The organism is Pseudomonas sp. TH41 (assembly GCF_016650695.1).
Taxonomy (GTDB): domain Bacteria; phylum Pseudomonadota; class Gammaproteobacteria; order Pseudomonadales; family Pseudomonadaceae; genus Aquipseudomonas.
Window position 1 is genome coordinate 1,450,634 of sequence record NZ_JAEKFH010000003.1, and the last position, 24,279, is coordinate 1,474,912.

The 24,279-nt window shown below is 60.5% G+C and carries 22 protein-coding genes and 2 pseudogenes; 15 read left to right on the forward strand and 9 right to left on the reverse strand.

Translation table 11 applies throughout. The annotated features are described in order from the left end of the window. Positions 1-8 precede the first annotated feature (8 nt). Together JFU37_RS09345 and JFU37_RS09350 are read right to left on the reverse strand one after the other, a co-directional pair. Positions 9-1,205: a multidrug effflux MFS transporter gene (locus JFU37_RS09345; RefSeq protein WP_201115021.1), complete on the reverse strand. Its 1,197-nt coding sequence runs from the start codon at positions 1,203-1,205 to the stop codon at positions 9-11. Positions 1,206-1,426: 221 nt separating this feature from the next. Beyond that, positions 1,427-1,624 (reverse strand): heavy-metal-associated domain-containing protein, encoded by a 198-nt coding sequence (locus JFU37_RS09350; RefSeq protein ID WP_201115022.1) that lies wholly within the window; start codon positions 1,622-1,624, stop codon positions 1,427-1,429. A gap of 148 nt (positions 1,625-1,772) precedes the next feature. Between JFU37_RS09350 and JFU37_RS09355 the strand changes: the two genes are divergently transcribed. The 3 genes from JFU37_RS09355 to cueR all read left to right on the forward strand — a co-directional run bounded on the left by JFU37_RS09355 (position 1,773) and on the right by cueR (position 5,122). Continuing rightward, positions 1,773-2,156: a hypothetical protein gene (locus tag JFU37_RS09355; protein ID WP_201115023.1), complete on the forward strand. Its 384-nt coding sequence runs from the start codon at positions 1,773-1,775 to the stop codon at positions 2,154-2,156. A gap of 162 nt (positions 2,157-2,318) precedes the next feature. Beyond that, positions 2,319-4,712, forward strand: coding sequence for a heavy metal translocating P-type ATPase (locus JFU37_RS09360; RefSeq protein ID WP_201115024.1), 2,394 nt, complete (start codon positions 2,319-2,321; stop codon positions 4,710-4,712). Then, positions 4,709-5,122, forward strand: a complete 414-nt coding sequence (cueR, locus tag JFU37_RS09365; RefSeq protein ID WP_201115025.1) for a Cu(I)-responsive transcriptional regulator — start codon at positions 4,709-4,711, stop codon at positions 5,120-5,122. Before JFU37_RS09360 ends, cueR begins: the two co-directional genes overlap by 4 nt. A 195-nt stretch (positions 5,123-5,317) precedes the next feature. Here the strand turns inward: cueR and JFU37_RS09370 are convergent, their stop codons facing one another. Further along, positions 5,318-6,211, reverse strand: a complete 894-nt coding sequence (locus JFU37_RS09370) for a PA4780 family RIO1-like protein kinase (protein WP_201115026.1) — start codon at positions 6,209-6,211, stop codon at positions 5,318-5,320. A gap of 601 nt (positions 6,212-6,812) precedes the next feature. On the opposite strand from JFU37_RS09370, the pseudogene JFU37_RS31230 reads away from it, so the two are divergent. Continuing rightward, positions 6,813-7,745 (forward strand): annotated as a pseudogene (locus JFU37_RS31230) (cache domain-containing protein); the annotation flags it as partial. A gap of 261 nt (positions 7,746-8,006) precedes the next feature. Further along, positions 8,007-8,603 (forward strand): annotated as a pseudogene (locus JFU37_RS31235) (methyl-accepting chemotaxis protein); the annotation flags it as partial. A gap of 127 nt (positions 8,604-8,730) precedes the next feature. Here the strand turns inward: JFU37_RS31235 and JFU37_RS09380 are convergent. Together JFU37_RS09380 and JFU37_RS09385 are read right to left on the reverse strand one after the other, a co-directional pair. Next, positions 8,731-9,522 carry an AraC family transcriptional regulator gene (locus JFU37_RS09380; protein ID WP_201115028.1) on the reverse strand — a complete coding sequence of 264 codons (792 nt, stop codon included), beginning with the start codon at positions 9,520-9,522 and terminating at the stop codon, positions 8,731-8,733. Positions 9,523-9,710: 188 nt separating this feature from the next. After that, complete coding sequence (locus JFU37_RS09385) at positions 9,711-10,988, reverse strand: acetyl-CoA C-acetyltransferase (RefSeq protein ID WP_201115029.1); 1,278 nt, start codon at positions 10,986-10,988, stop codon at positions 9,711-9,713. A gap of 212 nt (positions 10,989-11,200) precedes the next feature. On the opposite strand from JFU37_RS09385, the gene JFU37_RS09390 reads away from it, so the two are divergent. Together JFU37_RS09390 and JFU37_RS09395 are read left to right on the forward strand one after the other, a co-directional pair. Continuing rightward, on the forward strand, positions 11,201-12,553 hold the full coding sequence (locus tag JFU37_RS09390) for a 3-oxoacyl-ACP reductase (RefSeq protein ID WP_201115030.1): 1,353 nt from the start codon (positions 11,201-11,203) through the stop codon (positions 12,551-12,553). Between the two features lie 2 nt (positions 12,554-12,555). After that, the gene (locus tag JFU37_RS09395; RefSeq protein WP_201115031.1) at positions 12,556-13,410 is read left to right on the forward strand and encodes a MaoC family dehydratase; all 855 of its coding nucleotides are present in this window, start codon (positions 12,556-12,558) and stop codon (positions 13,408-13,410) included. A gap of 141 nt (positions 13,411-13,551) precedes the next feature. Here the strand turns inward: JFU37_RS09395 and JFU37_RS09400 are convergent, their stop codons facing one another. Both JFU37_RS09400 and JFU37_RS09405 read right to left on the reverse strand, forming a co-directional pair. Continuing rightward, positions 13,552-13,965: a response regulator gene (locus tag JFU37_RS09400; RefSeq protein ID WP_201115032.1), complete on the reverse strand. Its 414-nt coding sequence runs from the start codon at positions 13,963-13,965 to the stop codon at positions 13,552-13,554. 59 nt (positions 13,966-14,024) lie between these two features. Next, on the reverse strand, positions 14,025-14,234 hold the full coding sequence (locus JFU37_RS09405; RefSeq protein WP_201115033.1) for a Flp family type IVb pilin: 210 nt from the start codon (positions 14,232-14,234) through the stop codon (positions 14,025-14,027). Between the two features lie 324 nt (positions 14,235-14,558). Here JFU37_RS09405 and cpaB point away from each other — a divergent pair, with 324 nt between their 5' ends. Genes cpaB through JFU37_RS09445 form a run of 8 tightly spaced genes read left to right on the forward strand, consistent with a single transcriptional unit; the run spans position 14,559 to position 22,045 of the window. Further along, the gene (cpaB, locus tag JFU37_RS09410; RefSeq protein WP_201115034.1) at positions 14,559-15,503 is read left to right on the forward strand and encodes a Flp pilus assembly protein CpaB; all 945 of its coding nucleotides are present in this window, start codon (positions 14,559-14,561) and stop codon (positions 15,501-15,503) included. A 21-nt stretch (positions 15,504-15,524) separates the two neighbouring features. After that, positions 15,525-16,787 (forward strand): type II and III secretion system protein family protein, encoded by a 1,263-nt coding sequence (locus JFU37_RS09415; protein ID WP_201115035.1) that lies wholly within the window; start codon positions 15,525-15,527, stop codon positions 16,785-16,787. Then, positions 16,784-17,974, forward strand: a complete 1,191-nt coding sequence (locus JFU37_RS09420) for an AAA family ATPase (protein ID WP_201115036.1) — start codon at positions 16,784-16,786, stop codon at positions 17,972-17,974. Before JFU37_RS09415 ends, JFU37_RS09420 begins: the two co-directional genes overlap by 4 nt. Further along, complete coding sequence (locus JFU37_RS09425; protein ID WP_201115037.1) at positions 17,971-19,251, forward strand: CpaF family protein; 1,281 nt, start codon at positions 17,971-17,973, stop codon at positions 19,249-19,251. The genes JFU37_RS09420 and JFU37_RS09425 overlap by 4 nt, the downstream gene beginning before the upstream one ends. Positions 19,252-19,261: 10 nt before the next feature. Then, positions 19,262-20,146 carry a type II secretion system F family protein gene (locus JFU37_RS09430; protein WP_201115038.1) on the forward strand — a complete coding sequence of 295 codons (885 nt, stop codon included), beginning with the start codon at positions 19,262-19,264 and terminating at the stop codon, positions 20,144-20,146. Beyond that, positions 20,143-21,033: a type II secretion system F family protein gene (locus tag JFU37_RS09435; RefSeq protein WP_201115039.1), complete on the forward strand. Its 891-nt coding sequence runs from the start codon at positions 20,143-20,145 to the stop codon at positions 21,031-21,033. The genes JFU37_RS09430 and JFU37_RS09435 overlap by 4 nt, the downstream gene beginning before the upstream one ends. Positions 21,034-21,043: 10 nt before the next feature. Next, the gene (locus tag JFU37_RS09440; protein WP_201115040.1) at positions 21,044-21,757 is read left to right on the forward strand and encodes a hypothetical protein; all 714 of its coding nucleotides are present in this window, start codon (positions 21,044-21,046) and stop codon (positions 21,755-21,757) included. A gap of 12 nt (positions 21,758-21,769) precedes the next feature. Next, positions 21,770-22,045, forward strand: a complete 276-nt coding sequence (locus JFU37_RS09445) for a DUF3613 domain-containing protein (RefSeq protein WP_201115041.1) — start codon at positions 21,770-21,772, stop codon at positions 22,043-22,045. 793 nt (positions 22,046-22,838) lie between these two features. Here the strand turns inward: JFU37_RS09445 and JFU37_RS09450 are convergent. After that, a complete protein-coding gene (locus JFU37_RS09450; protein WP_201115042.1) occupies positions 22,839-23,627 on the reverse strand; it encodes a response regulator in 789 nt (262 codons plus the stop codon). A 103-nt stretch (positions 23,628-23,730) separates the two neighbouring features. Then, complete coding sequence (locus JFU37_RS09455; protein WP_201115043.1) at positions 23,731-24,213, reverse strand: A24 family peptidase; 483 nt, start codon at positions 24,211-24,213, stop codon at positions 23,731-23,733. Between the last annotated feature and the right edge of the window lie 66 nt (positions 24,214-24,279).

Genomic DNA, 24,279 nt, shown 5'->3' on the forward strand with positions numbered 1-24,279 from the left:
GTCTGTTCTCAGACCTGGACTTGCAGCAGCGCCCGGGCATTTTGCAAACGCCGGGTGAGCATCGCCATGCTCACGACCAGAATCCCGCACAGGCTGATGACCATGGCCATCGGCAGGGCCGTGCCGTCATATAAAATGCCCACCAGCGCAGCAGCCCCGGCAGCAACGCTGAATTGCAGACAACCGAGCATCGCCGATGCACTGCCGGCGCGGGCGCCCTGCCCGTTCATGGCGCAGGCCGAGGCGTTGGGGAGGATGCACCCGAGGCTGGCGATGCAAATAAACAGCGGAATCAGTAGCGGCCATAACCGCTCGGTGTGCAGCGCACTGACCGCCATCAGCGTCAGGCCTGCCCCCAGGTAGACCCACACCGCACGCGCCAGCAAAAACGCCGGGCCACGCTTGGCCAGCAGCCGCGCGTTGATCTGCGCTACCAGAATAAAGCCCGCCGCATTAGTGCCGAACAACCAGCCGAAATGCTCGGCCGGCACGCCATAGAGTTTGATAAAGACGAACGGCGAACCGGCGATGTAGGCAAACATCCCCGCGATGGCAATGCCACCGGTCAAGGCATGGCCGAGGTACACCGGTTCCGACAACAGGCGACCGTATTGACGCAGCGCGCCCGATAACGGTTGACGTGGCAAATGAGCGGGCATGCTTTCCGGCAATCCGAGGGCCACGGCCGACGCCGCCAACGCACTGAAACCGGTCAACGCCAGGAAGATCGACTGCCAGCCCGTGGTGTTAACCAGCAACCCGCCGAGCATCGGCGCGAGAATCGGCGCCAGCCCCATGACCAGCATCAACTGTGAAAAGACTTTCGCCGAACCCACCGCATCGCATTTGTCACTGACGATCGCCCGGGAAATCACCATCCCCGCGCAACCACCCAGCGCCTGGATAAAGCGCGCGCCGATCAGCCATTCGAGGTTCGGCGCATAGGCGCAGGCCAGGGAGGCGGCGGTGAACAAGCCGACACCCGCCAACAAGGGAATGCGTCGCCCAAAACGATCCGCCACCGGCCCGTAAGCCAGCTGACCAATGGACAAACCCAGGAAATACGCTGCCAGCGTCAGCTGAACGTGTTGTTCATCGGTGCCGAAAGCCAGCGCCATGGCCGGGAATGCCGGCAGATAGAAATCGATCGCCAGTGGACCAAAAGCGCTCAGGGCGCCAAGAATCAGAATGGTACGGAAGTTCATCAGGCATCCAGTTGGACAGAGGTCAGCATGCCCGACAGTCTAGCCGCGCAGGGACGCCTTGAACATTCCGGTAGCTCGCTAACAATTAAAAACCACTGAATGAATGCAAAAACCAGTGTGGGAGCGGGCTTGCTCGCGAAAGCGGTCTTCCAGTCAGCATTTATGTCACTGATCCACCGCATTCGCGAGCAAGCCCGCTCCCACAGGGATAGCGCTTGATCTCAGGCGACTTTCGCCTCGTAGCCTTCTTCAGTGATCGCGGCGATCACTTGATCAGCGGTCAAACCACTCTCGACGCCGACTTCTTTGGCCGCCAGATCAACCCGCACACTCGCTGCCGGATCCTTGTCCTGGACCGCCCGAGTGATCGCCTTGACGCAATGACCGCAGGACATGCCTTCAACGTTAAACACTTGCATGGGATGACTCCGTTTATGAGGGGTGTGAGCAGTCTCGAGCTTGCCACCATGGCAAGGTCAAGTTCTTAAGTGAGCTGCCGGGCTGGCATTCGCCGCCGCGCTCGGCCAAGCTGCGTGCATTAATGACTCGACATCAGGAGATTCAGCCATGCGCTGGTCAGCTCTCAGCCTGTTTGGCTTCCTCAGCCTTTTCGCCGCCGTACCCTCGGCCAATGCCGCTGGGGAGGACTACGGCGTGTTGATCATTTCCCGCGAGCGCCTGGAAGTGTCGACCAACTGCGAGATCGGTGTGTACATCCAGGATCAGCTGTCGGCGCGGTTGTTCCAGGAACAAAGCACCTCGTTCAACCTGCCACCGGGCAATGTGTCACTGCGTCTAAAATTGCTGCCGGGACAGGCACCGGGTTGCAACCCGGGCATGCTTGCACCGGGTTCGCAGAACATCATGCTCAAGGCCGGTGACGTGCTGAAGTTCCGGATTGCGATGACGCAGGAAGGGATGTACCTCAAACCGGCGGCTCTGGAATATTGAGTCGCCGTTAAAAGATCGCAGCCTTCGACAGCTCCTACAGGGGAACGCAAATCTCTGTAGGAGCTGCCGCAGGCTGCGATCTTTTGATCTGAAACATGGCGCTTGACCTTGCCAGCATGGCAAGGTTGATCCTGTAGGCATCTTCTACAGGGAGCGCGACCGATGTCCGAATCCACTACGTTCGATCTGCCGATTGCCGGCATGACCTGCGCCAGTTGCGCCGGGCGTGTCGAGCGTGCCTTGAGCAAAGTCATCGGCGCCACGGCCGTCAGCGTCAACCTCGCCACCGAGCAGGCCCGGGTTCAAGCGCCCAGCGACAGCCTGCCGGCGTTGATGGATGCCGTGCAGCAGGCCGGTTACAGCGTGCCGCAGCAGAGCCTGGAATTGAGCATCGACGGCATGACCTGCGCCTCCTGCGTCGGCCGGGTTGAACGTGCGCTGACCAAGGTGCCGGGGGTGAAGAGCGTCAGCGTCAACCTCGCCAACGAGCGCGCTCACCTCGAACTGCTCGGCCAGATCGACCCGCACACCCTGATCGCGGCCGTCACCAAGGCCGGCTACTCCGCCAGTGTCTGGGAAGTCGAACACCCGCAAACCGATCTTCAGCAACAGCACCTGCACCGTGAGCGCTGGGCCTTGATCATGGCCATCGTCCTCGCCTTGCCATTGGTGCTGCCGATGCTGCTGCAACCCTTCGGCGTGCACTGGATGCTCCCGGCCTGGGCGCAATTCGCCTTGGCCACGCCGGTGCAATTTATCTTTGGTGCGCGTTTTTATGTCGCGGCCTGGAAAGCAGTGCGCGCCGGCGCCGGCAACATGGATTTACTGGTCGCCCTGGGCACCAGCGCCGGGTATGGCTTGAGTCTTTACGAATGGGCCACGGCCGCCGGGCGCATGCCGCACCTGTATTTCGAAGCTTCGGCGGTGGTCATCGCCCTCGTGCTGTTGGGCAAATACCTCGAAAGCCGTGCCAAACGCCAAACCGCCAGCGCCATTCGCGCCCTCGAAGCCTTGCGCCCGGAACGGGCGATTCAGGTGATTGACGGCCGCGAGCAAGACGTTGCCATCAGCGCTTTGCGCCTTAATGATCTGGTCATGGTCAAACCCGGTGAACGCTTCCCGGTGGACGGCGAAGTAGTCGAAGGTCAGAGCCACGCCGACGAAGCGCTGATCAGCGGCGAAAGCGTGCCCGTGCCGAAACAACCGGGTGACATGGTCACCGGTGGCGCGATCAATGGGGAAGGTCGACTGTTGGTCCGCACCCAGGCGCTCGGCGCAGAAACGGTGCTGGCGCGGATCATCCGATTGGTGGAAGACGCCCAGGCGGCCAAGGCACCGATCCAGAAACTGGTGGATAAAGTCAGCCAGGTATTTGTACCCGTGGTTTTGCTGCTGGCACTGGCAACCTTGATCGGTTGGTGGCTATACGGCGCGCCCATCGAAACGGCGTTGATCAACGCCGTCGCTGTATTGGTGATCGCCTGCCCTTGCGCCCTCGGGTTGGCCACACCAACAGCGATCATGGCCGGCACCGGTGTAGCAGCGCGTTACGGGATTCTGATCAAGGATGCCGAAGCACTTGAACGCGCCCATGAAGTCAGTGCGGTGGTCTTCGACAAAACCGGCACGCTGACCTCGGGTGCGCCGCGAATTGTGCATTTGAGTGCCATCGGCGCTGATGAAACCGCCCTGCTGCAAATGGCCGGCGCCCTGCAACGCGGCAGTGAGCATCCACTGGCCAAGGCGGTTCTGGACGCCTGCGCCGAACGCGGTTTAAGCGTGGGCGATGTCTCGGACAGCCAGTCCCTGACCGGACGCGGCATTGCCGGCAGTCTTGAGGGGCGGCGTTTGGCGCTGGGCAATCGGCGCCTGCTGGAAGAGAGCGGTTTGACCGCAGGTCAATGGGATGACTCCGCCACCGCGTGGGAAACCGAAGGCCGGACCCTGTCCTGGCTGATCGAGCAAAGCCCCAAACCGCAAGTGCTGGGCCTGTTCGCGTTCGGCGACTCGCTCAAACCCGGTGCGCTGCAAGCGGTGCAACAACTGCGCGCACGCAACATCAGCAGCCACTTGCTGACCGGCGACAATCGCGGCAGTGCCAACGTGGTTGCCGAAGCGCTGGGCATCACCGATGTGCACGCCGAAGTGCTACCGGCCGACAAAGCCGCCACTGTCGCCGAACTGAAAAAAACCGGCGTAGTGGCGATGGTCGGCGACGGCATCAACGACGCCCCGGCCCTGGCCGCCGCCGACATCGGCATCGCCATGGGCGGCGGCACCGACGTCGCCATGCACGCGGCCGGAATCACGTTAATGCGCGGTGATCCACGGCTGGTGCCAGCGGCGCTGGACATCAGCCGCAAAACCTACGCAAAGATTCGTCAGAACCTGTTCTGGGCCTTCGTCTATAACCTGATCGGCATTCCCCTGGCAGCCTTTGGTTTTCTCAACCCGGTACTGGCCGGCGCTGCGATGGCCTTGTCGAGCGTCAGCGTGGTCAGCAATGCGCTACTGTTGAAAACCTGGAAACCCAAGGATCTGGAGGACAACCGATGAACATCGGCCAAGCGGCCCGCGAGAGCGGCCTCAGTGCGAAGATGATCCGCTATTACGAGTCCATCGGTTTGCTCAAGGCCGCCCATCGCACCGACAGCGGTTATCGCGTGTACGGCGCCGACGACTTGCACACCCTGGCGTTTATCAAGCGCTCCCGGGACCTGGGGTTTTCGCTGGAAGAGGTCGCCAAACTGCTGACCCTCTGGCAAGACCGCCAACGGGCTAGCGCCGACGTCAAGGCCCTGGCCCGTCAGCACATCGAAGAGTTGAACCAGAAAATTCGCGAACTGGGCCAACTGCGCGACACCCTGCAAGACCTGGTCGAACACTGCCAGGGCGACCACCGCCCGGACTGCCCGATTCTCAAAAACCTCGAGTCGGGCTGCTGCGCTGAACCGGTTCGTGCCTGAATGCCAGAGCGTTTCCTGTGGGAGCGAGCCTGCTCGCGATGAACCTGAGAACGCCGCCGGGTGTCAGGCTTGCAGCGTTATCGTTGACGACCATCGCGAGCAAGCTCGCTCCTACAGTGGATCTCCACCGTTTAGAGATTTCGGTGACAGGTACCCACAAAAAACCCGGCCGAAGCCGGGTTTTTCTTTAACCAATCACTGCATCCACGGCGGAGGCGGTTCTTCGGTTTTGTTCGGTGGCGCATCATCCGCCGCCCGAACGGCTTGCTTACGCTCTTCATCAAGGCGTGCAGCCTCGATCTCGCGCATGATCCCGCCAACGTCGGCCAACTCTTCCGGCTCGTCGAACTCGCCGGTCAGCACGCTGGCCGGGTGCAAGGTGCCGGCTTCGTACAAGGCCCACATTTCCTTGGCGTACTTGGTCTTTTTCAACTCCGGGGCAAAGCGCCCGAAGTAGGAGGCCATGTTGCCCACGTCCCGCTCCAGCATGTTGAACGCGTGGTTGTTGCCCGCCGCATCCACCGCCTGAGGCAAGTCGATGATGACCGGGCCGTCCGGGGTCAACAGCACGTTGAACTCCGACAGGTCACCGTGCACCAGACCGGTACACAACATCAGCACGATCTGCGAAATCAGGAACGCGTGATATTCGCGCGCCTGGTCCGGCTCCAGCACCACGTCGTTCAGACGCGGCGCGGCATCGCCGTATTCATCGGCCACCAGTTCCATCAGCAGTACGCCTTCGAGGAAGTCATACGGCTTGGGCACCCGCACACCGGCACCGGCCAGACGGAACAACGCCGCCACTTCGGCGTTCTGCCAGGCGTCTTCGGTTTCTTTCTTGCCGAACTTGGAGCCCTTGGCCATCGCCCGAGCCTGACGGCTGTTGCGCACCTTGCGGCCTTCCTGATACTCGGCCGCCTGACGGAAACTGCGTTTATTCGCCTCCTTGTAGACCTTCGCGCAACGTAACTCGTTGCCGCAGCGCACCACATAAACAGCTGCTTCTTTACCACTCATGAGTGGGCGCAGCACCTCGTCGACCAGACCGTCCTCGATCAGGGGTTCAATGCGTTTTGGAGTCTTCATCAGCTTTTATTGTGGGTCCTTTATTACCAAACACGCGAAAGTCATTCGTTATACGGCAATCCTCTCATTCGGGGGAGGGGTTGCCGACCTATGAACGTCAGGATGCGCACAATATGCCGAATTAATCGGTCAACCGCCGCCGGTCGTCATCGACCGCCCAAGATCATAGCTGAGCCTGCGCCACTTGTTCACGACGGGTTATGCGGGCATTGGCGACAGCAGCTGACACCCTAATTCATACCCTTCGTAGGATATTTCTCAATTGGCCTAAATTTTCGCCACCGACAGCCGAAGTCCTCAGTGACAAACTGATTTGTCCGACAATCGTCCCGACAGCAATAACGATGGCGCACCAAGGACTCCGGTGATCACAAACGTTTACGGCTGCCAATAATCCGCGAGTCATCTGCACTGCGTGGGCCTACAACAAAAATCTGGAGCGCGGATGAACATCAAACAGAAGTTGACATGGGCGTTTGCAATCATCGCCTGCTTACCGGTGGTGCTGGTTGCCACCCTCGTTGTGCTGAACTTGCGCAGTGATGCCAAGGACGGGTTCGTCGACGGCAGTGGTCGCGAAATCCGCCAGGTCAGCAATGCCATGCAGCTGTTTTTCGATGGCATTAGCCAGAACGTCGATTACCTGGCGAGCCAACCGGTGATCAAGAACTCCGACGACAGCCTTAAAACCTACATGGCCGCCAACGCCGAGAGCATTCCTCAGGGCGAGATGGACAAAAAGGTCTTCACCCTCCTGCAGGACCTGGGCAGCAGCCACCCGTCCTACGCCTATGCCATTCTCGGCACGGCGGCGGGCGGTTATGTGTCATGGCCCGACGATGCCAAGCTGAGCAACTACGACCCGCGCCAGCGCCCTTGGTACAAGGCTGCCCAGGCCAAACCGGGCAAGCCGTTTCGCACCGAGGCTTACTATTGGGCCCAGGATGACTCGACTTACGTCAGTACCGTGCGCACCATCGACAACAAACTGGGCACCAATGGCGGCGTGGTCAGCATCGACGTGACGCTCAAGCAGCTCACCGAAATCGTCAAACAGATCAAGCTCGGTGAATCCGGCTACCTGATGCTGCTGGAAAATACCGGCACCGTGCTGGTGGATCCGAAGCAACCGGAACACAACTTCAAAGCAATGAGCAGCCTCGGCGAGGGCTACGCGCAACTGGCCAAGGCCGGCAAAGGGTTGGTGGAAGTCGAGCTGAACGGCGAGCGTTACATGGCCAACGTCTGGCCGTCGGAGCAACTGGGCTGGACCTTCATTGGCCTGATCAAACAGACCGACGTGATGAGCTCCGCCACTCAGCTGACCTGGCTGATCGCAATCATCGCCGCCGTGCTGGCCGTGTTGTTTGCTCTTGTCGGCGCCAGCTTCGCCAACTTCATCGTACGGCCGATCCGCAGCGTGGCCAGCGGCCTGGAAGGTATTGCCCAGGGCGAAGGCGACCTGACCAAGAACCTGCAAATCCGTGGCAGTGACGAAACCGCGCAATTGGCCAACTGGTTCAACCAGTTCCTGGCGGCGATTCGCAACCTGATCCAGAACATCGGCGGCGCGGCGACCAAGATCCTCGCGACCTCCAAGAGCTCGACTCAGGTCTCCAGCGACATGGCCGAAGCGGCCGGGCGCCAGCGTGAGGCGGTGGACATGGTGTCCACGGCGTTCCACGAAATGGTCGCGACCGCCAACGAAGTCGCACGGTCTTGCAGCCAGGCCGCTGAATCGGCCGACAGTGGCCAGCGTCAGGCCCGCGAAGGTCAGCAGCAGATTGATGCGGCAGTGACCAGCGTCGATCGCTTGAGTCAGGAAATCGAACAGTCCGCCCAGTCGATGCAGCAGCTTGAGCGGGATAGTAACGACATTCAGTCAATCCTCGGGACCATTCGCTCGATTGCCGAGCAAACCAACCTGCTGGCGCTGAACGCAGCCATTGAAGCAGCGCGGGCCGGAGAACAAGGTCGCGGGTTTGCGGTGGTGGCCGATGAAGTCCGGGCGCTGGCCAAACGCACGGCCGATTCCACGGCAGAAATCGACGGGCTGCTGGGCAACCTTGCCAAGCGCACCAGTCAGGTCACGCATCAGATGCACGCGAGCCTGGAAGTGTCGCAGCAGTCGGTGACGCGTATCGGTGAAGCGCGCAGCAGTTTCGGGCTGATTCGTGAGTCGGTGGACGTGATCCGTGACATGAACACCCAGATCGCCACGGCGGCGGAACAGCAGCATCAGGTGGCCGAAGACATCAATCGGCACATCAGCCAGATTCATGGCGATGCGCAGTTGGTGGCGGAACTGGCGAACTCGGCGCGGCTGGATTCGCAGAGTCTGGCGGGGCTGTCGAATGAGCTGGACGGGTTGGTTCGCCGCTTTAGAACCTGATCCTGAACACACCGCAGATCAAATGTGGGAGCGGGCTTGCTCGCGAAAGCTATATGCCAGTCGACATCATCGTTGACTGACACGCCGCCTTCGCGAGCAAGCCCGCTCCCACACTGGATCTGCGGTGTTACTGCTTGAACAGCTCGCCGGGGGTAAACCCAAACAACCCCTTGAACGCCGCAATAAACGCCGACGTCGAATCGTAACCACAAGACAACGCCGCATTCGTCACACTGTCCCCCTCCTCCAGCAAACTCAACGACGACAGCAACCGCATGCGCTGGCGCCACCCTCGAAAGCTCAATCCGGTTTCGCGCTGAAACAATCGCATCAGCGTCTTCTCTGACATCCCCAACTGCTCGGCCCATTCCTGCAAGGTCACGTGGCGCTCAGGGCTTTCGATCAGCTCATTGCACAACCCCAGCAATCGCTGATGCCGAGGCAACGGTAGCGAAAAACCGACCTCCGGCAGATGTGCCAACTGGTCCAGCAGCACATTCACCAGCCGGGCTTCCTGACTGTCACCCTGTGGATACTCCACCGGTAGCAGGCAAAAACTCTTGATCAGCTCCCGGGCCAGGGGCGTCACTTCCAGCACTCGGCAACGGCCGTCCGCCCACTCACAGTCTTCCCGGCGCACATAGAGGCTGCGCATCTCGGCGCGCATCGAGGTCACGACCTGGTGTTCAAGGTCCGCCGGAATCCAGATCCCCCACTGTGGTGGCGCAAAGAAACTGCCCTCGGCCGTGTGCACGCCGAGAACACCGCTGATGGCGTAGGAAAACTGCACCCAATCGTGGCGATGAGGCGGCGTCCACGAACCGGCATTCAGGCTTTCCGCCCGCGCGAACAGCGGACGCGGCAACGCCGTCAGGGTCGGAATGGTCCGTTCGAGGGAAAGTTGTCCGTTAGACGTCATTGATGAGCCTTATGTCGCAAGGTGGCTAATGAGGCCGACGTTAGGCTATGCGCAATATCTATTCAATCTCGGAGATCCCTGTAGGAGCGAGCTTGCTCGCGATGGTGTATCAGCTGAATAGGTGTCGACTGACACACCTTCGCGAGCAAGCTCGCTCCTACAGGTTTTCGGTCCATCCAATGACATCTTCAGCGCTCGATGATTGCGGTGACGCCCTGACCGCCGGCGGCGCAGATCGAAATCAAACCCCGCCCCTTCCCCGCCGCGTCGAGCAGCTTCGCCAGGTTGGCGACGATGCGCCCGCCCGTGGCGGCAAACGGATGCCCGGCCGCCAGCGAGCTGCCTTTGACGTTGAGGCGGCTGCGGTCGATGGAACCCAGCGGGGCGTCGAGACCCAGGCGGGTTTTGCAATAGTGCGGATCCTCCCAGGCCTTCAGCGTGCAGAGCACCTGCGCGGCGAAGGCTTCGTGGATTTCGTAGTAATCGAAGTCCTGCAAGGTCAGGCCATTGCGCGCCAGCAACCGCGGCACGGCATACACCGGCGCCATCAATAGCCCTTCGGCGCCGTGGACGAAATCCACCGCCGCCGCTTCGCCGTCGCGCCAGTAGGCCAGGATCGGCAAGCCACGTTCTTTCGCCCACTCCTCACTACCCAGCAGCACCAGCGACGCGCCGTCAGTGAGCGGCGTGGAGTTGCCCGCCGTCAGCGTGCCCTTGGCACTTTTCTCGAAGGCCGGTTTCAGCGAGGCGAGTTTTTCCAGGGTCAGGTCCGGGCGCAGATTGTTATCGCGGGTCAGGCCGAGGAACGGTGTTATCAGGTCGTTATGCCAGCCTTCGGTGTAAGAGGCCGCCAGTTTTTGGTGACTCTCCAGCGCCAACTGATCTTGCGCGTCTCGCGGGATGCTCCAGGTCTGCGCCATCAACTCGCAGTGCTGGCCCATCGACAAACCGGTGCGAGGTTCGCCGTTGCGTGGAAATTCGGGGACCAGATGACGTGGGCGTAGCTGCAAAAAGGTCTTCAGTTTATCGGGCGTGGTCTTGGCGCGGTTGGCTTGCAGGAGGATTTGCCGCAGGCCTTCGTTGATGCCGATGGGCGCGTCGGACGTGGTGTCGACGCCGCCAGCGATGCCGCAGTCGATTTGGCCGAGGGCGATTTTATTTGCCACCAGTAACGTCGCTTCCAGACCGGTGCCGCATGCTTGCTGAATGTCATAGGCCGGGGTGGTCGGCGACAGCCGCGAGCCGAGCACGCATTCGCGCGTCAGGTTGAAATCCCGGGAATGCTTGAGCACCGCCCCCGCCGCCACTTCGCCCATGCGTAAACCGTGCAGGTTGAAACGCTCGATCAAGCCTTCGAGCGCTGCCGTGAGCATCGCCTGGTTACTGGCGGTGGCGTATGGCCCGTTGGAACGGGCGAAGGGGATCCGGTTTCCGCCGATAATCGCGACGCGGCGCAGCTGAGTCATGAAAAACTCCTGATGAAAATCCAAATGCAGACACCAATCCCTTGTAGGAGCGAGCTTGCTCGCGATGGTGTGTCAGTCGACATCAGTGCAGCTGACACACCATCGCGAGCCTCGCTCCTACAATGTTTTAGCGTAGGCCTTATCTTGTGGATCGAACGACTGATCGCCATTCGTGGTCCACACTTTGAACCTCAGCTGCTGGAGCGCGTTCCATGTCTGACCGTTATATCGACTTCGCCAATTCGTCCATCGGCCATCGTTTGGTCGGGGCCCTGGGGCTGCCGTCGCCGGAACGGCTGGAGCGCTGGCAAGCAGGCCGGCTGCGCCCGGTCGAAGGGGCGCTGTTGATTGGCGGTGGCCCGCTGGCGGAAAAAGTCGGCGCCTTCGCCAACCGCCTGACCGACGCGATTTACAGCTACGGCATCGAACCGTCACTGACCACCGCGTGGATTCCCGGCCATGGCCCCAGACTCAAAGCCGTGGTGTTCGACGCCAGTCATTTGGTGCAGACCGATCAGCTCAAACAACTGCGCGAATTCTTCCAGCCACTGATGAAAAACCTCGATCACAGTGCGCACCTGGTGATTCTCGGGCGCGCGCCGCAGACCTTGAGTGATCCGTTTGCCGCCAGCGTTCAACGCGCCATCGAAGGTTTCAGCCGGTCACTGGCCAAGGAATTGCGCATTGGCGGCACCTTGCAGTTGATCCATGTCGACGAAGGGGCCGAGGATCAACTGGAGGGCCCGCTGCGATTTTTCCTCTCGCCGAAAAGTGCGTTCGTGTCCGGGCAAGTGATTCGCCTGACCGCCTGCAACACGCAAGTGACGGACTGGACTCGCCCGCTGTCCGGTCGCACAGCGCTGGTCACCGGCGCAGCACGCGGCATCGGTGCCTCCATCGCAGAAACCCTGGCCCGTGACGGCGCGCAAGTCATCCTGCTCGACGTACCACCGGCCAAGACCGATCTCGAAGCCCTCGCCGCACGCCTTGGCGGACGCAGCATCACCCTGGACATTTGCGCCGAGGACGCCGCCGCACAGTTAGTCGAACAGTTGCCCGACGGCGTCGACATCGTGGTCCATAACGCGGGCATCACCCGCGACAAAACCCTGGCCAACATGACCCCGGAATTCTGGGACGCCGTGCTCGCGGTCAACCTCAATGCGCCACAAGTGCTGACCAAGGCTCTGCTCGACAGCGGCACCTTGCACGACAACGGCCGAGTGATTCTGTTGGCCTCGATCAGCGGCATCGCCGGCAATCGCGGGCAAACCAATTACGCGGCGAGCAAGGCCGGATTGATCGGCCTGGCCCAGGCCTGGGCGCCGCGGCTGAATGAGCGCGGCATCAGCATTAACGCAGTGGCGCCGGGGTTTATCGAAACCCAGATGACCGCGCACATTCCCTTCGCGCTGCGCGAAGCCGGTAGGCGCATGAGTTCGTTGGGCCAGGGTGGCCTGCCGCAAGACGTCGCCGAAGCCGTCGCGTGGCTGGCTCAACCGGGGACCGGCGCGTTTACCGGACAGGCACTGCGAGTGTGCGGGCAAAGTGTTTTGGGAGCGTAGACATGATCATCGACTGGCACACTCTCAACCATGAACCGAGCCTGACGGGACTGTATCTCCGGGCCGCGACGCGACGGAAAATCACCGGCACTGCCCTGCCCGATTCAGGTTTGCGCTGCTGGGTCGATGTCAATCCGAAGCGGCTGGCGGCGTATCGCGCCGTCTGTGGTTTTACCGACAATGGATTTTTGCCACCAACGTACCCACACGTCATCGCGTTTGCCCTGCAGATGCAATTACTCACGGCGAAGGAATTTCCGTTTCCGCTGCTGGGCCTGATTCACCTGAGCAATCGCATCCGTGTCTTGCGGCCGATGGGCGGCGTGGGGCGTGTACGGGTCAGCGTGCAAGTGCAGAACTTGCAACCTCATGCGAAGGGGGCGACGTTCGACCTGGTGACCACGCTCGATGATCAGTTGGGCGCACTGTGGGAGGCCGAGAGTCAGATGCTGTGTCGCGGCGTCAAACTCGACGGGGACGCTGTCGAGGATGTTATGGCGTCGACCCTGTCGCTGATCGAAGTGGCGCGATGGAAAGCGCCAGCGGACATTGGCCGGCAATATGCCAAGGTTTCCGGCGACTACAACCCGATTCACTTGAGTGCCGCCAGCGCCAAACTCTTCGGCTTCCCGAGGGCCATCGCCCATGGGTTGTGGAACAAGGCGCGGACGCTGGCGGCGCTCGCCGATCACCTGCCCACGGCGAATGTCGAGATGGCGGTGCAGTTCAGGAAACCGGTGCGGTTACCCAGCGAAGTGACCTTGCTGGCCAGCGCGGCAGGTTCCAGTGGGGATTTTCAGTTGGTGGGTGCGGGGGATCTTGAGCATATGGTCGGGCATTGGCGGCCGGTTGCCTGACAGATCAAAGATCGCAGCTACAGGTGTACGCGTTTCCCTGTAGGAGCTGCCGAAGGCTGCGATCTTTTGATTTAGGCGACCGTAAAACCGACGAAGATCAAGATCAACAGATCGCAGCCTTCGGCAGCTCCTACAGCGATGTCACGAACGAGCCAGATTCAACCGCGGTTGCGGAAACAAATTATTCAACGTCTCCAACAATCGCACGTGATAAATCGGTTTGCGGAACAGGTCCAGTACCTGCAATCGCAACATGTCGCTGACATCCTCCATATCCGCATGCCCCGACGTCACTATCACCGGCAAATGCTGCCGGGACGTATGCTCGCGCAATCGCTTGATCAACGACATGCCGCTCTCTTCGGGCATCCGCAAATCCGTGATCACCAACGCAATATCAGGATGGCGCGTCAGATGATGCAGCGCGAGCTTGACCGAAGTCGCCGTAAAACAACTGAAACCCTCGCCCTCCAGCAGTTCCGCCAGCTCCAGCAAAGCGTCCTCTTCATCATCAACCAGAAGTAACTGCTGGCGGAGGAGTATGGGAGAGCTCATAAGCGACACCTGCAATGGATTGAGCGCTGACGTTAGAATCCGTTCTCAGCATTGGCACGTTATGGGTTGCCGACCAGTGCATTCGTGATTTGTAAAAAGATAGCCTTGATCGAGTTGCCCATGCCCGCACTGAGTCCAGCAATCACCACCGCAACCATCGCGGCAACAATCGCGTACTCAATACCGGACGCGCCCTCGGTGTCTTTGGCCAGGCCTTTGTAAAAAACGATTTCGGATTTGATCTTATGGACAAGCTTGGTAGCGAACATGGCACTTCTCCTGGATGACAACGGGTGTTGCACAACCGAAACATGATTCCCCTTCGCCAGCACCAGCATTGTCGGCATTCCCCGTTCCAACAACTGTAAGAAAGCATTAATACCTAAGTAGTATCGGTTTAGTTGACGTCAAGAAATCGCTACCAATCAGTAACCATTTGCTTTAACTAAATATTGTTCCACTCGCTAATGGCGTTTTGCCCTTTCTGAGCTACGGTCAAACAGCAAAACAGTTTTATGTTCATAGCTTCCTGATTAATAAGATCTCGTCGGACAGGGCGGGAGTCTTAGAGCAGCAGGAAAGGGAGAGCCGTCATGAACAGTCGCATTACCATGGGCCTGGCCGGGTTGTTTCTGGTGGGCGCCATCATTGCCGGTTACTGGGGGCTCATGTTGAGCCGTCAACCGTCCCCCGAGCCTGTCGCTCAACCTGCCGTTGTCGCCGCCACGCCAACTGTCCAGACTCCTGCGCCAGTGGAAGACCCTACTCGTCAGCCGGTGGTCGTGCTGCTGCATGACGTGCCGCCGTTCGTGGCGATTACCGCCGCCGATGTGACCCTGGAAAAACTCCGCACGGCCCCCGCCGGCAGTCTGACCCGTCTCGATCAAGTCATTGGCCGCACACCCTGGCGTGCGCTGACCGCCGGCAGCTGGCTCAACGATGAAAGCTTCGAGGCTGGCGGCAGACTGGCGCGGATGATTCGTCCCGATGAACGCGCACTCGCCGTCGCGGTGGACGAAGTGATCGACGCCGGTGGGCAACTGATGCCAGGGGACTACGTTGATGTGCTGCTGTTTCTGCGCATGGACAGCAACAACCTTCAGTCGTCGGCTCAGCTGGTGGTACCCGCATTGCGGGTGCTCGGGGTGGGTGAACAATTGGGGTTGACCAACGACGGCCATCCCTCGAGCACGGCACTCGGCAACGACGAAAAACTCAATCAGAACCAACTGCGCGCCAGCGCACGCACGGTGTTACTCGCCGTCCCCGAACAGCTCCTGAGTCGACTGATGCTGGCAACCCAGGCCGGCATGCTGCGCCTGGCCGTGCGCAGTGCCGATGAAAAACGCCTGGCGCACTACTGGGCCGGGGAACGTGATTCATCGGCCAACCTCGCTAGCGCCAACCGCGAGCTGATCCAGTTCAGTCAACTAGCCATGACCGCTCCCCCCAAACCTGTCGCCACGGCTGGCACAGTCGCCCCGCGCAAGTCGAGCGTGGAAGTCATTCGCGGCAGTGAAATCACCCAAACCCCCTGAGTCGAGCAAGGACGCATCTAAATGCGCAGAGTTTCCATGCCCCTGTTCCACAGCTTGCTCTGGGTCTCCCTCTTGAGCGGGCTTCCGTTCACGACGACGGTTGCCGCTGTCGGAAATTGCGCCGCGCTGGGCTCGATGCCGGCCGTGCTGGAAGTCGGTGAAGGGCTGCAACAGGCGATACAATCGCCCGTAGCGATCACCCGCGTGGCGGTGGGCGATCCGAAAATTGCCGACGTGCGAGTCAACGGCAATCAAGCCTTCCTGCTCACCGGCATGGCCCCCGGCGCCACCAGCCTGATGGTCTGGACGGCCTGTGCCAGCGCGCCGCGTCAAAGCATGGTGTTCGTTCAAGGACGGGCCACCACGGCCATGACCACCGCCACCCAATTACCGTCCGATGACCCGCTGCTGCCATCGCAAGTGCAGACCGACATCCGTTTCGTCGAAGTCAGCCGGACCAAACTGAAAGAAGCCGGCACGTCCATTTTCGGCAAAAGCTCGAACTTTCTTTTCGGCTCCCCCGGCACTGTGCCGAATACCGCTGTGACGCCTGGTGTGCTGCCGCTGCGCAACATCGATCCGCGGATCGCCGTGCCGAGCATTCCCTTGGCCAACGACGTGTACAACATCGTCGCCGGCGGCGGTAACTTCCTCGCCATCATCAATGCCATGGAAAGCAGTGGCTTCGCCTACACACTGGCGCGGCCCAGCCTGGTGGCCATCAGCGGGCAGAGCGCGAGTTTCCTGGCCGGTGGTGAGATCCCGATTCCGGTGCCCAGCGCCAACAGCAACAGCTATTCCATCGAATACAAGGAATTCGGTATCCGCCTGACACTCACGCCGACCGTGGTCAGCCACGACCGCATCGCCCTGAAAGTGGCGCCCGAGGTCAGCGAACTCGACTTCAACAATGGCGTGACCATCGGTGGCACCACCGTCCCGGCGTTCACTATTCGCCGCACGGACACCAGCATTTCCCTCGCCGATGGCGAGAGCTTTGTCATCAGCGGCTTGATCAGCACCCAAAACGCCTCACAGGTGAGCAAATTCCCCGGCCTGGGCGACATCCCGATTCTCGGCGCTTTTTTTCGCAGCTCATCCATCAAACGTGAAGAGCGTGAACTGTTGATGATCGTCACGCCGCACCTGGTTCAACCCTTGGCGGCCAACGCACAACTGCCGTCATTGCCCGGTGAAAAATTGCGCAACTACGACCCGAACTGGTATCGCCTGTACTTCCTCGAAAACGGCAATTTTGATAAGCGCAGCGGGTTATCACAATGAGCCAGAATCTCTGTCAAACCTTCCTCGCGATTACGCGCAACAGCACTGACCTTGAGTGGCTGCAAGGTGCTCTCGCCCCGTTGGGCCAGGTGGTCAGCGCCGAGGGCGGCAGCCTCGACGAATTGTTGGCGCTGGTGGACGTGACCCTGGCCAGTCTGGTGTTCGTCGGGCTGGATCGTGAACATGTGGTGGCTCAGAGCACCCTGATCGAAGGCGCTCTGGAGGCCAAGCCGATGTTGGCGATCGTCGCGTTGGGCGACGGTATGGATAATCAGCTTGTGCTGAATGCTATGCGCGCCGGGGCACGGGACTTCGTCGCCTATGGTTCTCGCTCCAGTGAAGTCGCAGGTCTGGTGCGACGACTGAGCAAGCGCCTGCCGCCGGTGGCACCAAACACGCACCTGGGTGGTTTGACCGTGCTCTACGGCGTGCAGACCAATGCCGACGGCGCACTGCTTGCCACCCACATGGCACAAGTGGTGCAAAAGAGCGGGCAACACACCTTGTTGCTCGACCTGGGCCTGCCACGCGGCGACAGCCTGGCCTTGCTCGGCCTGGAAAGTTCGTTTCACTTCGGCGATGCCTTGCGGCATTTGCGGCGCCTCGACGCAACGCTGATCGACAGCGCGTTCACCTGCAGCGAGGCCGGGATGCGGATCCTTGCCTACGCCAGCAACGACGAACTGCTGGAGCACACCAGTGCCGCCGAGTTGTACATGTTGCTCAGCGCCCTGCGCCAACACTTCCAGCACATTGTGGTGAACCTCACCGGCCAGCCCGACAGTGAAGCCTTGCGCACCTTCGTCAGTCATTGCGACAAGCTGTTGTGGTACACCGACCAGAACGTGCTCGACTGCCGCCGCAACCTGGCCGTGCTCAACCTCTGGCGCGAAAAAGGTATGAAGCTCGATCACGCCCGGCTGCTGGTGGACCGCTACCTGCGCAACGTCGCGCCGGACTCTGACACCCTCGGTAAAAGCTTTGGCATGGAGGTCATCGCGACGCTCGCCTACAGCCCGGAAGTGCGCCTTAACGCCAAAAACCAGGGCATTACCCTGTTCGAGCTAGCCCCACGGGAAGGCCTGACCCAAAGCCTGCGAACCCTCGGCGAATGTCTGGCCAAGCGCTACGAAGGGCTGGCCAAACCCAAGGTGGGCTGGTTTAACCGGTTGAGGGGCGCGCAATGAGTGGCGAAAAACTCTTCGGTGCCCCCCAACGTGGGCCGGTGGGCAATACGGATCACGATGGCCTGAAACTGGTACTGCACCGCTACATCATCGACGCCATCGAAGAGTCCGGAAAAAACCTGCTGGAAGGTTCGCGGCAGGTACTGTCGCAGTTCGTCATCGACAAGATTGCCGAGTACATCGCCCGGCTGCACCTGGCGATTTCCCGTTACGAAATGGAGCGCCTGGCCGAAGAAATCGTCGACGAACTCACCGGTTTCGGCCCGCTGGAAGTCCTGCTGCGCGACCCGGCGGTGACCGAGATTCTGGTCAACGGTCCGCACCGGGTGTTTGTCGAACGCGACGGTGTGCTGCATCAAAGTGACCTTCGTTTTATCGATGCCCACCACGTCGAACGGGTGATGCAACGGATCCTCGCGCCCCTTGGCCGACGACTCGATGAATCGTCGCCGATGGTCGATGCGCGCCTGCCCGACGGCAGCCGGGTCAACGCGATCATTCCGCCGATTGCCCTCGATGGCCCGTGCCTGTCGATTCGAAAGTTTCGCAAGGACATGCTCAAAAGCTCTGACCTGGTGGCAATGCAAACCATCGACCAGGCGATCTTCGATTTCATTCAGGACGCCGTGGGCAAGCGCTGCAACATTCTGATCAGCGGCGGCACCGGCACCGGCAAGACCACACTGCTGAACATTCTCAGCCAGTTGATCAATCCTCACGAACGGCTGGTCACCATCGAAGACATCGCCGAATTGCAGCTCGGCCACCCTCATGTGGTGCGCCTGGAAACGCGTCCGCCGAATGCCGAAGGGCACGGCGAAGTGAAGGCCAGCGACCTGATCCGCAACGCCCTGCGGATGCGCCCGGACCGGATCATCCTCGGCGAAATACGAGGCGTGGAAGTGCTCGACGTGTTGACGGCGATGAACACCGGCCACGACGGTTCCATGAGCACAGTGCACGCCAACAATGCCCAGGATGCGCTGTTGCGTCTGGAGACGTTAGTCGGGCTGACGGGCCGGACCATTGCCGAACGCACCTTGCGGCAGATGATCTGTGCCGCCCTGGATGTGGTGATCCAGTTGACGCGTATGCCCGATGGCCGCCGCTGCGTCAGCGAGGTGGTGGAGGTGGTCGGCATCCGTGAAGACGTGTACGTCACCAACACGCTGTTCCGACTCGACCGACGCAACGGTTTCGGTTTTATGCGCGAGGCGGTCAACCCCGCCGGCGACAAACTGCGCCGCGAGACGGCGTTTATCCCTTCCGCGTACTGAAGGCCTTGGCATGCTGAAACCGGTGCTGCTCGTTCTCATATGCCTGGTCTTGCTTGGCTTGTCGATCCGCCTGTTCTACCGCGGTTTGCGCCAGGCCGGCACCCAGCGGGTGCTGGGGCGCCTGAGCCAGGGGCAAGTTCAACGGGAGGTGGAAAAAACCACCTGGGCGGGACTGGAGCGGGCCTTTTTGCGAGCAGGTCTGGGGCGGCCAACCGACCGACTGAGGGGGTGGCTGCTGCTCTGGGCGGTGGGGATCTTTCTTGGTTTTGCCGTGGGTGGCTGGTTCGGTTTACTGCTTTTTTTGGTGGTTCCTCCCCTGGCTGCACGGCTGTATATCAGCTGGCGTTATAAGCGCCGACTCAAGCGCATGATCGAACAATTGCCGCAACTGCTCGACCACGCAGTGCGCAGCCTAAAGTCCGGACGCACCTTGGCCGATGCAGTGTTGAGCGCTATCGAGGTCGCTGAAGATCCGCTGAAAAACGCCATGAGCCGGGTTCAGCGCAATGTGCAATTGGGCGTCAGCCTGCCAGACGCTGCCTCGGACCTCGCGGAGCTGTATGAGAAAGACGAACTGCGTTTATTCGCACTCGGGTTGAAGGTCAATCACCGCTACGGCGGCAATGCCAGTGAGTTGCTGGAGAACCTGATCAAGATGATTCGCGAACGTGAACAGGCTGCACGCCAATTGAGCGCCCTGACCGGAGAAACCCGGGTGACGGCGTGGGTGCTGGGTGGTTTGCCGATTGTCCTGGCCGGCTATTTCCTGATCACCAATCCTCACTATTTACTCGCCATGTGGCACGACAGTTCCGGGCAAATCATGCTCGCGAGCGCGTTCGGCCTGCAGGTGGTGGGTAGCCTGGCGCTCTGGCGCATGTTGCGCAGTGTATGAAAGTACCGCTGCTGATCAGTGCGTTGCTGTTTTTGGGGGCCGCCCTGCTGCTATTCAGCGTGTTGCTGGAACAGCGTCGACGGATTCGTCAGGTGGCCCAGCGCCTGGACGGAAAACTGCTGAGCGACCATCAGGTGGGTCACTGGCTGCAACTGCTCGGCAACAGCCGGATCGGTCAACGTGCGGTCAATCTGGACAACGAAACGCAGACGCTGCTGAACCGTCTAGGCTGGCGTAGCGCCCGGCGACGCTCGCTGTTCGCGGCATTCCAGGTGGGGGGGCCGGTGCTGGCGCTGGCCCTGAGCCTGCTGATCCAGGGCGTGTTTTTTCCCCATGTGGACAACCACTGGCTCGCCCCGGCCTTCGCCACCGGTGCCGGTTACTTGTTGCCCAAACGCCTGCTCGCGGCGGCCGCGCACCGTCGTCAAAAACAATTGGCGACCGAGATTTCCACCTTCATCCCGCTGCTTCGCATCCTGTTCGAATCGGGCATGGCGGTGGAGCAGTCGCTGCGAGTTCTGAGCCACGAAGGAAAACAGTTATTGCCGGCGCTGACCCATGAACTGCGCCTGGTGCTGGCCCGTGTCGACTCCGGCCTGGAACTGGGCGAAGAACTGAGCAAGGCCACCCGATTGCTCGCGGTGGATGAGTTCACCGACACCTGCGTCATCCTTCAACAGCTGATCCATCAGGGTGGCGGCGCGATGAAATCCCTGCTGTCGCTCAAGCAGCTGCTCGATGACCGCCGCCTGACACGCTTGCAGGAATACATCTCCAGAATGTCCGCCAAAATGTCCGTCGTGATGATGTTGTTTCTCTTCCCGGCGTTATTGATCGTGCTCGCTGGCCCGGGTTTTACTGCCCTGGCCCGAGCCTTTGCTTCTTAGAGGGAACGTAATGAAAGCAATGATCGCCGGTTTGAGTCTGCTGTTGTTAAGTGGGTGCGCGAGCGACGGCCAGGCCCCCTGGAGCGCGTTGGCCAACACCGCCAGTTGCGGCAAATTAAGCTCGGATGAACAGCTGACGCTGAACCTCGCCGACGACATGGCCAACGACGGAAAATTGCACGCCAGCCTGGCCAACCTGCAAAGCCTTCCCGACAACCAGGCCGACGTACGTTTGCGCAAAGCCAAGGTTTATCGTTTGCTGGGACGCAGTGAAGCCGAGCCGTTGTACCGCAGCCTGCTCGGCAGTTGCCTGGCTGCCGAAGCCGAACACGGCCTCGGCCAACTCGCCGCCGCCAAGAGCGACAACGGCCTGGCCTTGACCCACCTGCAACGGGCCGCACGGCTGGCGCCCACCGACGAGAAAATCCGTAACGACCTGGGCGTCGTGTACCTCAACCAATTACAGATGGAGGATGCGCGATTCGAGTTCCTGACGGCCATGGAACTCAAGCAGAGCGACTCGTTGGCCGCGCTGAACCTGGTCACGCTGCTGATCTATCAGGACGACTGGAGCCGCGCCGCTGAACTGGTCAGCCGCTTCGGCTTGAGTCCCTCCCAGGTCACCGAAGCCCAGGCCCGCGCGGAAAAACTCAAGACCACCGGCAAACCCGCCCCGACCGTTGCGAACCAGGTGGCTGCCGTCGCCACAACGTCCCTTCAATAAGGAGAGGACCTGATGAAACCGACCACCCTCTACTACCTCGGCCTGCTGGCCATGCCCCTCACGGCCCACGCCATCGACGCCGGCCCCGCCTCGCCCCAACAACAGGAAACCGAAGGCTGGCTGCAACTGCAAAGCAGCAACAAGGCTGCCTCAACCACCCCCCAGACCTCCACCGCGGCCGAGCGAGAACTGAGCCTGCAGCGGTGGTTGAAAAGTTATCAGCATGAGATCCCGCAATACTTTGATCAAGACGCGGGTGGGCAGGTGAATAGCGGGTCCGGGGGGTAGCACATAACCTGTGGGAGCGAGCCGGCTCCGGGCGGCGTTCCGACGAAAAAATTGAACGGTTGTAAGCCCTTTATGTAGGAGCTGCCGAAGGCTGCGATCTTTTGATCTTTTTTGGGGCGCGACTTCTAAAGATCAAAAGATCAAAAGATCGCAGCCTTCGGCAGCTCCTACAGTGGGACCAAGTACACCTGCAAGAGATTGGTCGGCTGTCAGGCCGCCTTCGCGAGCAGGCTCGCTCCCACAGAAAAGCAAAAACAAATCGACGTACACGCCCCGCTTCTCACCACTCAACAGGCCGAGCGTTAGCTCGCCTGCAGCTTTTGATCTACCCGCCCCTTCGGGAGGCCGAGTGGAGGTTCTGCGCAGTGGGCAGCCCGGCATGGATGCCGGGCTAGCCGCCCCCGGCCATGGATGCCGGGCTAGCCGCCCCCGGCCATGGATGGCCGATGGCGGCGGGCCCACGGAGCAGGACCGGAGCGAGGGAACGCCGAGCCTTAGCGAGGGGCCGGACGCTCGGGGCGAGCGTTTTTTTGCTTACTTTTTTTAGGCGTTTGTAAAAAAAGTGAGTCGCCGTAAGGGCGAAACCCTAAGCCGCCGTTACCGCAGAAATGGATATGTACACCTGAAAGAGACTGGTCGGCTGTCAGGCCGCCATCGCAGGCAAGCCAGCTCCCACAATGGTTAGGGGTACAGCCGCAAGATCAGGTCGGCTATCAGGCCGCCTTCGTCGGAACGTCGCCCGGAGCAGGCTCACCCCCACAGTTGATTCGTGTAATTTGAACGGCGTACCGTTTTAGTGAGCAGTAGCGCTTTGGCGCCCCCCAGAACTACCCGGCGACGACGCCAAAGCCAACGCCAACTGCGTCCGATTATGCATATGCGTCAACCGCAACACCTGTGACACATACAATTTCACCGTGTTCTCGGTAATCCCCAACTCACAGGCAATCTGATAATTCGTCTGCCCCTTTCCCACCAACTGCGCCACGCCCAATTGCCGTGGCGACAGCTGAGTGAAAATCGTCGGAATCTTCATCCGATCCAGATCACTGACCTCGCCATCAGCAGCATCCGACCACTGCGGACCGCGTCGAACCTTATCCAGGTCCTGATACAAATCATCGAGCGACTCGGAAAGGTACTGCAGCTTCTGATCTAAATGTCCCAATTGCAGACTCTTCTGCTGTTCCTGCAACGCCACTTCCTGACGTTGCATCCCATTGAGCAACTCGTTCAGATCAACCGGCTTCTGATAGTAATCGGCAAACCCGGCCCGCAACGCCTTGATCACATCCTGCTTGTCCGCACGCCCAGTCAGCATGATCGCCTCGAAAGCCCGATGCTTGCCGGACAAACGTTGCAGCTCCTTAATAAGCTCGATGCCGTCGATGCCGGGCATGTGCAAATCGCAGAGCACCAGGCCGATACCCAGGTCCTCACTGAACCGCGCGATCGCTTGACTGCCGGACTTACACGGCACGCAGCGATAACCACTGCGCTCAAGGAACTCGCAAAGCTCTTCAACGATCAACGGCTGATCATCAACCACAAGGACTTTCACTGCCGAGGTAGGCTTGTTCACGGGTGACTCCCTGCAAGGCCAAAGGGCTGACCGTTCCTGTACCGACAGCCGCGAGTTGTACAACGACAGCTTTGAAAGTAGACGTACTTTCTGACTATGTACATCAAACGGACAACAAATGGATCCAGGCGAGCGTCAGCAAAAAGCCCACCAGCACGAAGGGCGCATAGGGTTGTTTATTTGACGCTCCAGGCCCTAGATAGCGAAGGCGAACCCTAACGCTTTGACTCATATGAACCCAGACGCTTGGCGCCAGTAACAGCCAGACGGCGCTGGTCAATCCGGCACCGATAAACGTGCCGAGCAAATGTTTACTGTCCGTCGCAAGTCCCAAGGCTGTCATCAGTTTCACATCGCCTGCGCCCAGGCGGCGCAACGAATAACCGGGAAGGGTGAAGGCCAGCGCCAGTACAAAGGCCCAGCCGCCCTGCGCCGCTTCGGCCCCCAGCCAGGTCGAGTTCGTCCACAGCAGATACGCCAGCACCAACGCGCCCGCGCCAACCGTCAGGCCATTGGCGATGTGCCGCTCTCGAGCATCCTGCGCTGCGCATAGCGCCAGCCAGATCAGTAGGGCAAAGCTTTGCATGCGGTAAAAAACATCCGTTTTGGCTGAATGATTCTATGCTGACATTACGCCATGATGGTCAGGGTA

Coding starts and splice junctions, on each gene's coding strand:
- JFU37_RS09395 (WP_201115031.1), top strand. CDS start 12,556: ATGATCATCGACTGGCACACTCTCAACCATGAACCGAGCCTGACGGGA.
- JFU37_RS09425 (WP_201115037.1), top strand. CDS start 17,971: ATGAGTGGCGAAAAACTCTTCGGTGCCCCCCAACGTGGGCCGGTGGGC.
- JFU37_RS09405 (WP_201115033.1), bottom strand. CDS start 14,234: ATGTTCGCTACCAAGCTTGTCCATAAGATCAAATCCGAAATCGTTTTT.
- JFU37_RS09355 (WP_201115023.1), top strand. CDS start 1,773: ATGCGCTGGTCAGCTCTCAGCCTGTTTGGCTTCCTCAGCCTTTTCGCC.
- JFU37_RS09400 (WP_201115032.1), bottom strand. CDS start 13,965: ATGAGCTCTCCCATACTCCTCCGCCAGCAGTTACTTCTGGTTGATGAT.
- JFU37_RS09360 (WP_201115024.1), top strand. CDS start 2,319: ATGTCCGAATCCACTACGTTCGATCTGCCGATTGCCGGCATGACCTGC.
- JFU37_RS09445 (WP_201115041.1), top strand. CDS start 21,770: ATGAAACCGACCACCCTCTACTACCTCGGCCTGCTGGCCATGCCCCTC.
- cpaB (WP_201115034.1), top strand. CDS start 14,559: ATGAACAGTCGCATTACCATGGGCCTGGCCGGGTTGTTTCTGGTGGGC.
- JFU37_RS09385 (WP_201115029.1), bottom strand. CDS start 10,988: ATGACTCAGCTGCGCCGCGTCGCGATTATCGGCGGAAACCGGATCCCC.
- JFU37_RS09435 (WP_201115039.1), top strand. CDS start 20,143: ATGAAAGTACCGCTGCTGATCAGTGCGTTGCTGTTTTTGGGGGCCGCC.
- JFU37_RS09420 (WP_201115036.1), top strand. CDS start 16,784: ATGAGCCAGAATCTCTGTCAAACCTTCCTCGCGATTACGCGCAACAGC.
- JFU37_RS09350 (WP_201115022.1), bottom strand. CDS start 1,624: ATGCAAGTGTTTAACGTTGAAGGCATGTCCTGCGGTCATTGCGTCAAG.
- JFU37_RS09370 (WP_201115026.1), bottom strand. CDS start 6,211: ATGAAGACTCCAAAACGCATTGAACCCCTGATCGAGGACGGTCTGGTC.
- JFU37_RS09380 (WP_201115028.1), bottom strand. CDS start 9,522: ATGACGTCTAACGGACAACTTTCCCTCGAACGGACCATTCCGACCCTG.
- JFU37_RS09430 (WP_201115038.1), top strand. CDS start 19,262: ATGCTGAAACCGGTGCTGCTCGTTCTCATATGCCTGGTCTTGCTTGGC.
- JFU37_RS09415 (WP_201115035.1), top strand. CDS start 15,525: ATGCGCAGAGTTTCCATGCCCCTGTTCCACAGCTTGCTCTGGGTCTCC.
- JFU37_RS09455 (WP_201115043.1), bottom strand. CDS start 24,213: ATGCAAAGCTTTGCCCTACTGATCTGGCTGGCGCTATGCGCAGCGCAG.
- JFU37_RS09390 (WP_201115030.1), top strand. CDS start 11,201: ATGTCTGACCGTTATATCGACTTCGCCAATTCGTCCATCGGCCATCGT.
- cueR (WP_201115025.1), top strand. CDS start 4,709: ATGAACATCGGCCAAGCGGCCCGCGAGAGCGGCCTCAGTGCGAAGATG.
- JFU37_RS09345 (WP_201115021.1), bottom strand. CDS start 1,205: ATGAACTTCCGTACCATTCTGATTCTTGGCGCCCTGAGCGCTTTTGGT.
- JFU37_RS09440 (WP_201115040.1), top strand. CDS start 21,044: ATGAAAGCAATGATCGCCGGTTTGAGTCTGCTGTTGTTAAGTGGGTGC.